Source organism: Streptomyces sp. HSW2009, from assembly GCF_040240285.1.
Classification (GTDB): Bacteria; Actinomycetota; Actinomycetes; order Streptomycetales; family Streptomycetaceae; genus Streptomyces.
The window spans coordinates 1-3,900 of record NZ_JBEHZD010000649.1 but is presented as its reverse complement, the minus strand read 5'-3'; the positions used below and the strand labels follow the sequence as shown (position 1 = coordinate 3,900).

The window sequence follows — 3,900 nt, the reverse complement described above, 5'->3', positions numbered from 1 at the left end:
CCCCCCCCCATATCAACACTCGGTTTAGGGTCGCCCGCGACATAGGTTTAAACCACACGGGGGTGTCCCCGGGCGCCCCGCGGCGGGGGCCCCTGCCGCCCCGCCGCTCACGTCTGTCTAGCGGCCGGTGAGGCGCCTGGCGTCGGCCAGGTGCTCGCTCAGCCGCGCCTGGATGCGTACGGTCGCCGTGTCCAGGACCGCCCGGGTCGCCCGACCGCCGGAGCCCTGCCCCGGGGTGTCGCCGGTGGCGGAGAACGCCGGTCCGAAGACCACGTCGACCCGGTGGCGCAGCGGCGGCAGCGCCGCTATGGCCCGGCCGCGCCGGTCGCTGGTGCCGAGCACCGCCACCGGCACGATGGGGGCGTTGCCGCGCACCGCGAAGTAGGCCAGGCCCGCGCGGAGCGAGGCGAAGTCGCCCTCGCCGCGGGTGCCCTCGGGGAAGATCCCGAGCACGCCGCCGTGGCGCAGTACGCCGAGCGCGTCGGTGATCGCCGCCCGGTCCACGCTCTGCCGGTCCACCTTGAGCTGGCCGATGGAGCGCAGGAACGGGTCGAGCGGCCCGACGAACGCCTCCTTCTTGATCAGGAAGTGCACCGGCCGGGGCGCGGTGCCCATCAGCATCGGCCCGTCGAGCCCGTGCGCGTGGTTGACCGCGAAGATGACCGGGCCGGCGGCCGGCACCCGCCAGGCGCCCAGCACCCGCGGGCGCCACAGCGAGTACATCAGGCCGATGCCGATCCGGCGGCCGACGGCGGCGCCCGGCCCGCTCGGCCCGGGCTGCTGCTCCCGGGTACGCTCCGCCGCGGCCGTGCTCACGCGCCCTGCTGCTTGTCTTCGATGAGGGTGACGACGCACTCGATGACCTGGTCCAAGGTCAGCTCCGTGGTGTCCACCTCGACCGCGTCGGCGGCCTTGGCGAGCGGCGAGGTCTTGCGGCCCGAGTCGGCCGCGTCCCGCTTGGCGAGCGCAGCCTGCGTCGCGGCGACCTCCGATGCGCTCTTGACGCCGAGCTCACCGCTGCGCCGGGCGGCCCTGGCGGCCTCGGATGCGGTGAGGAAGATCTTGAGGTGCGCGTCCGGCAGCACGGTGGTGCCGATGTCCCGGCCCTCGACCACGATGCCGCGCGGCGCATCGGCGGCGATGGTGCGCTGGAGCTCGGTCAGCCGGGCCCGCACCTCGGGCACGGCGCTGACCGCGCTGACCGCCGCGGTGACCTCGGGGGTGCGGATGGGGCCCGCGGCGTCCGCGCCGTCCACGGTGATGGTCGGCGCCGCCGGGTCCGTACCGGAGACGAGGGCGGGCTTGGCCGCGGCCTCGGCCACGGCCGCTGCGTCGTTCACGTCGATGCCGTTGGTCAGCATCCACCAGGTGATCGCCCGGTACTGGGCGCCGGTGTCCAGGTAGCGCAGGCCGAGCTTGGCCGCAACGGCCTTGGAGGTGCTGGACTTGCCCGTGCCGGAGGGGCCGTCGATGCCGACAATCACTGCTGCCGGTACGGTCCTGGCGGCGGTTTCCACGGTGACAGACACCTTCCTCATGCACGGGGCGTTACTACGGGGCGGACACGGAGTGTTCACGAATGGAGAAGTCTCCGACAAGGTTACTTGTTGGAATGACCATCCCGTGCAGTCCCCGGCCCCACGCCACGGCCGGGAACGCCTGGGGAGCACGGCGAGCACCGCGCCCCGCCCCGCCCCGTGGGCCCACCGGTCGGCCCGACCGCTCCGCGCCGCCGCCAGGGCCCGCCCCGCCGGCGTCACCGGCCGCGGGTGCCGGCGGTCGCCCGCGGTCGCCCGGCGGCTCAGTGCCGGATGGGCCAGCCCTGCTCGCGCAGGGCGGTGGTCAGCGGCTGCACCGCGCCCGGCTCGACGACGAGCTGGATGCGGCCCGCCTGCTGGCCGGTGGCGTGCTCGATGCGGACGTCCTCGATGTTGACGCCGGCCCGGTCGATGTCGGCGAAGATCCTCGCCAACTCGCCCGGCTGGTCGCCGATGAGCACCGTCACCGTGTCGTACGCGGCGGGCGCGGCCCCGTGCTTACCCGGCACCCGGACCCGGCCGGCGTTGCCGCGGCGCAGCACGTCGGCGATGCCGGCCGCCCCGTCGTCGCGCTCGGCCTCCTGCGCGGACTCCAGCGCGCGCAGCGCCCGTACCGTCTCGTCCAGGTCGGCGGCGAGGTCGGCGAGCACGTCGGCGACCGGCCCCGGGTTGGCGGACAGGATGTCGATCCACATCCCCGGGTCGGAGGCCGCGATCCGGGTGACGTCGCGGATGCCCTGGCCGCAGAGGCGCACCGCGGTCTCGTCGGCGTGCTGGAGCCTGGCCGCGACCATGCTGGAGACCAGTTGCGGGGTGTGCGAGACGAGGGCCACCGCGCGGTCGTGCGCGTCGGCGTCCATCACGACGGGCACGGCCTGGCAGAGCGCGACGAGTTCGAGTGCCAGGTTCAGCACCTCGGTGTCGGTGTCCCGGCTCGGGGTGAGCACCCACGGGCGGCCCTCGAAGAGGTCGGCGCTGGCGGCCAGCGGCCCGGACCGCTCGCGGCCGGACATCGGGTGCGTGCCCAGGTAGTGGGTCAGGTCGCAGTCCTTGGCCTCAAGCTCCCGGCGCGGGCCGCCCTTGACGCTGGCGACGTCCAGGTAGCCGCGGGCCAGGCCGCGGCGCATCGCGTCGGCGAGGGTGTCGGCGACGTGCGCCGGCGGTACGGCGACGATGGCCAGATCGACCGGGCCTTCGGGTTCGGTGTCGCTGCCGGCGCCCAGCGCGGCTGCGGTGCGGGCCTGCCCCGGATCGTGGTCGGCAAGGTGTACGTGGACGCCGCGGCCGGTCAGTGCGAGCGCGGCTGAGGTGCCGATGAGGCCGGTGCCGATGACGAGAGCGGTTCTCACTGGGTGCTGTCCTTCTACGCGCTGCGGCTGGGCATGGTCACGTACCGCTTCACCGCCACCCTAACCAGCCCCGGCGCGCCGACCGGCCCACTGCCCACCAGCCGAGACGGAATGCCCGGGTCCGGCCACGGCACGCCCCGACCGGCGGGCTTGCGGGCTTGCGGGCTTGCGGGCTTGCGGGCTTGCGGGCTTGCGGGCTTGCGGGCTTGCGGGCTTGCGGGCTAAGCGAGGAGGGGCACGGGGGTGCGGGCCGGGGCCGGGTTCGGTTGAGGGGTGAGTGCGGCCGGGTGCCGGGTGCGGCCGAGGGGTGGGTGTGCGGGCACGTCCGTGGGGTCGCAGGGGGTACGCGGCGCCCGGATTCCGGTAGAACGTTCCGCATGATCTTCCACGTGGTTCCCCTGGACGACTGGCTGACCGCGCCGGACCGGCCGTACGCCCCGAGCTCGCTGGCCGACGACGGGTTCGTGCACTGCTCCCCCGACGAGGCCACGACGCTGGCGGTGGCCACCGCGTACTTCCGGGACACCGTAGGGCCGCTGATGGTGCTGCTCATCGACGAGGAGAAGCTGGACCCGATGGTCCGCTGGGAGGCCGCCGACCCCGAGCCGCCGCCCGGCGTGCCCGATACGACCCGCTTCCCGCACGTGTACGGGCACGTCAACCGGGGCGCGGTGGCCGGCATGATGGAGGTCGAGCGCGATGCGGACGGGCGGGCCGTCGGGCTCGGCCCCTGGTCGTAACCGGACGGGACCGGGCGGGGCGCCGCCCTTCGTACGAGCGCCTACGCGGGCGCGGGGATCGCGGTGGGCGGCGGCGCTGTAGCCCGGCGGTGCGGCAACGCCGTGGTGCTCCGGACCGCGGCCCTGGCCTGGTCCGCGTGGAGGCTTGCCCTGCCCGGCGGGCCGCTGCTGACGCGGTGTCGCCCCGTGCCGACCGGGCCGGCGTCACGGCGGTCGGCCCGGGCCGGCGGGCGCGCCCCGCCCCCCCCCCCCCCCCCCCCCCCCCCCCCCCCC

Annotated in this window: 5 protein-coding genes; 1 reads left to right on the top strand and 4 read right to left on the bottom strand. The window is 75.4% G+C overall.

The features are described 5' to 3' along the window. Positions 1-117: 117 nt before the first annotated feature. The 3 genes from AAHZ94_RS30160 to AAHZ94_RS30150 form a co-directional block, all read right to left on the bottom strand. Positions 118-723 carry a lysophospholipid acyltransferase family protein gene (locus tag AAHZ94_RS30160; RefSeq protein ID WP_349996902.1) on the bottom strand — a complete coding sequence of 202 codons (606 nt, stop codon included), beginning with the start codon at positions 721-723 and terminating at the stop codon, positions 118-120. An 89-nt stretch (positions 724-812) separates the two neighbouring features. Beyond that, positions 813-1,538, bottom strand: coding sequence for a (d)CMP kinase (cmk, locus tag AAHZ94_RS30155; protein WP_349996901.1), 726 nt, complete (start codon positions 1,536-1,538; stop codon positions 813-815). Between the two features lie 263 nt (positions 1,539-1,801). Then, positions 1,802-2,887 carry a prephenate dehydrogenase gene (locus AAHZ94_RS30150; RefSeq protein ID WP_349996900.1) on the bottom strand — a complete coding sequence of 362 codons (1,086 nt, stop codon included), beginning with the start codon at positions 2,885-2,887 and terminating at the stop codon, positions 1,802-1,804. 377 nt (positions 2,888-3,264) lie between these two features. Here AAHZ94_RS30150 and AAHZ94_RS30145 point away from each other — a divergent pair, with 377 nt between their 5' ends. Beyond that, positions 3,265-3,627 carry a DUF952 domain-containing protein gene (locus AAHZ94_RS30145; protein WP_349996899.1) on the top strand — a complete coding sequence of 121 codons (363 nt, stop codon included), beginning with the start codon at positions 3,265-3,267 and terminating at the stop codon, positions 3,625-3,627. 41 nt (positions 3,628-3,668) lie between these two features. Here the strand turns inward: AAHZ94_RS30145 and AAHZ94_RS30140 are convergent. Then, a partial coding sequence (locus tag AAHZ94_RS30140) for a hypothetical protein (protein WP_349996898.1) occupies positions 3,669-3,900 on the bottom strand: 232 nt, incomplete at its 5' end.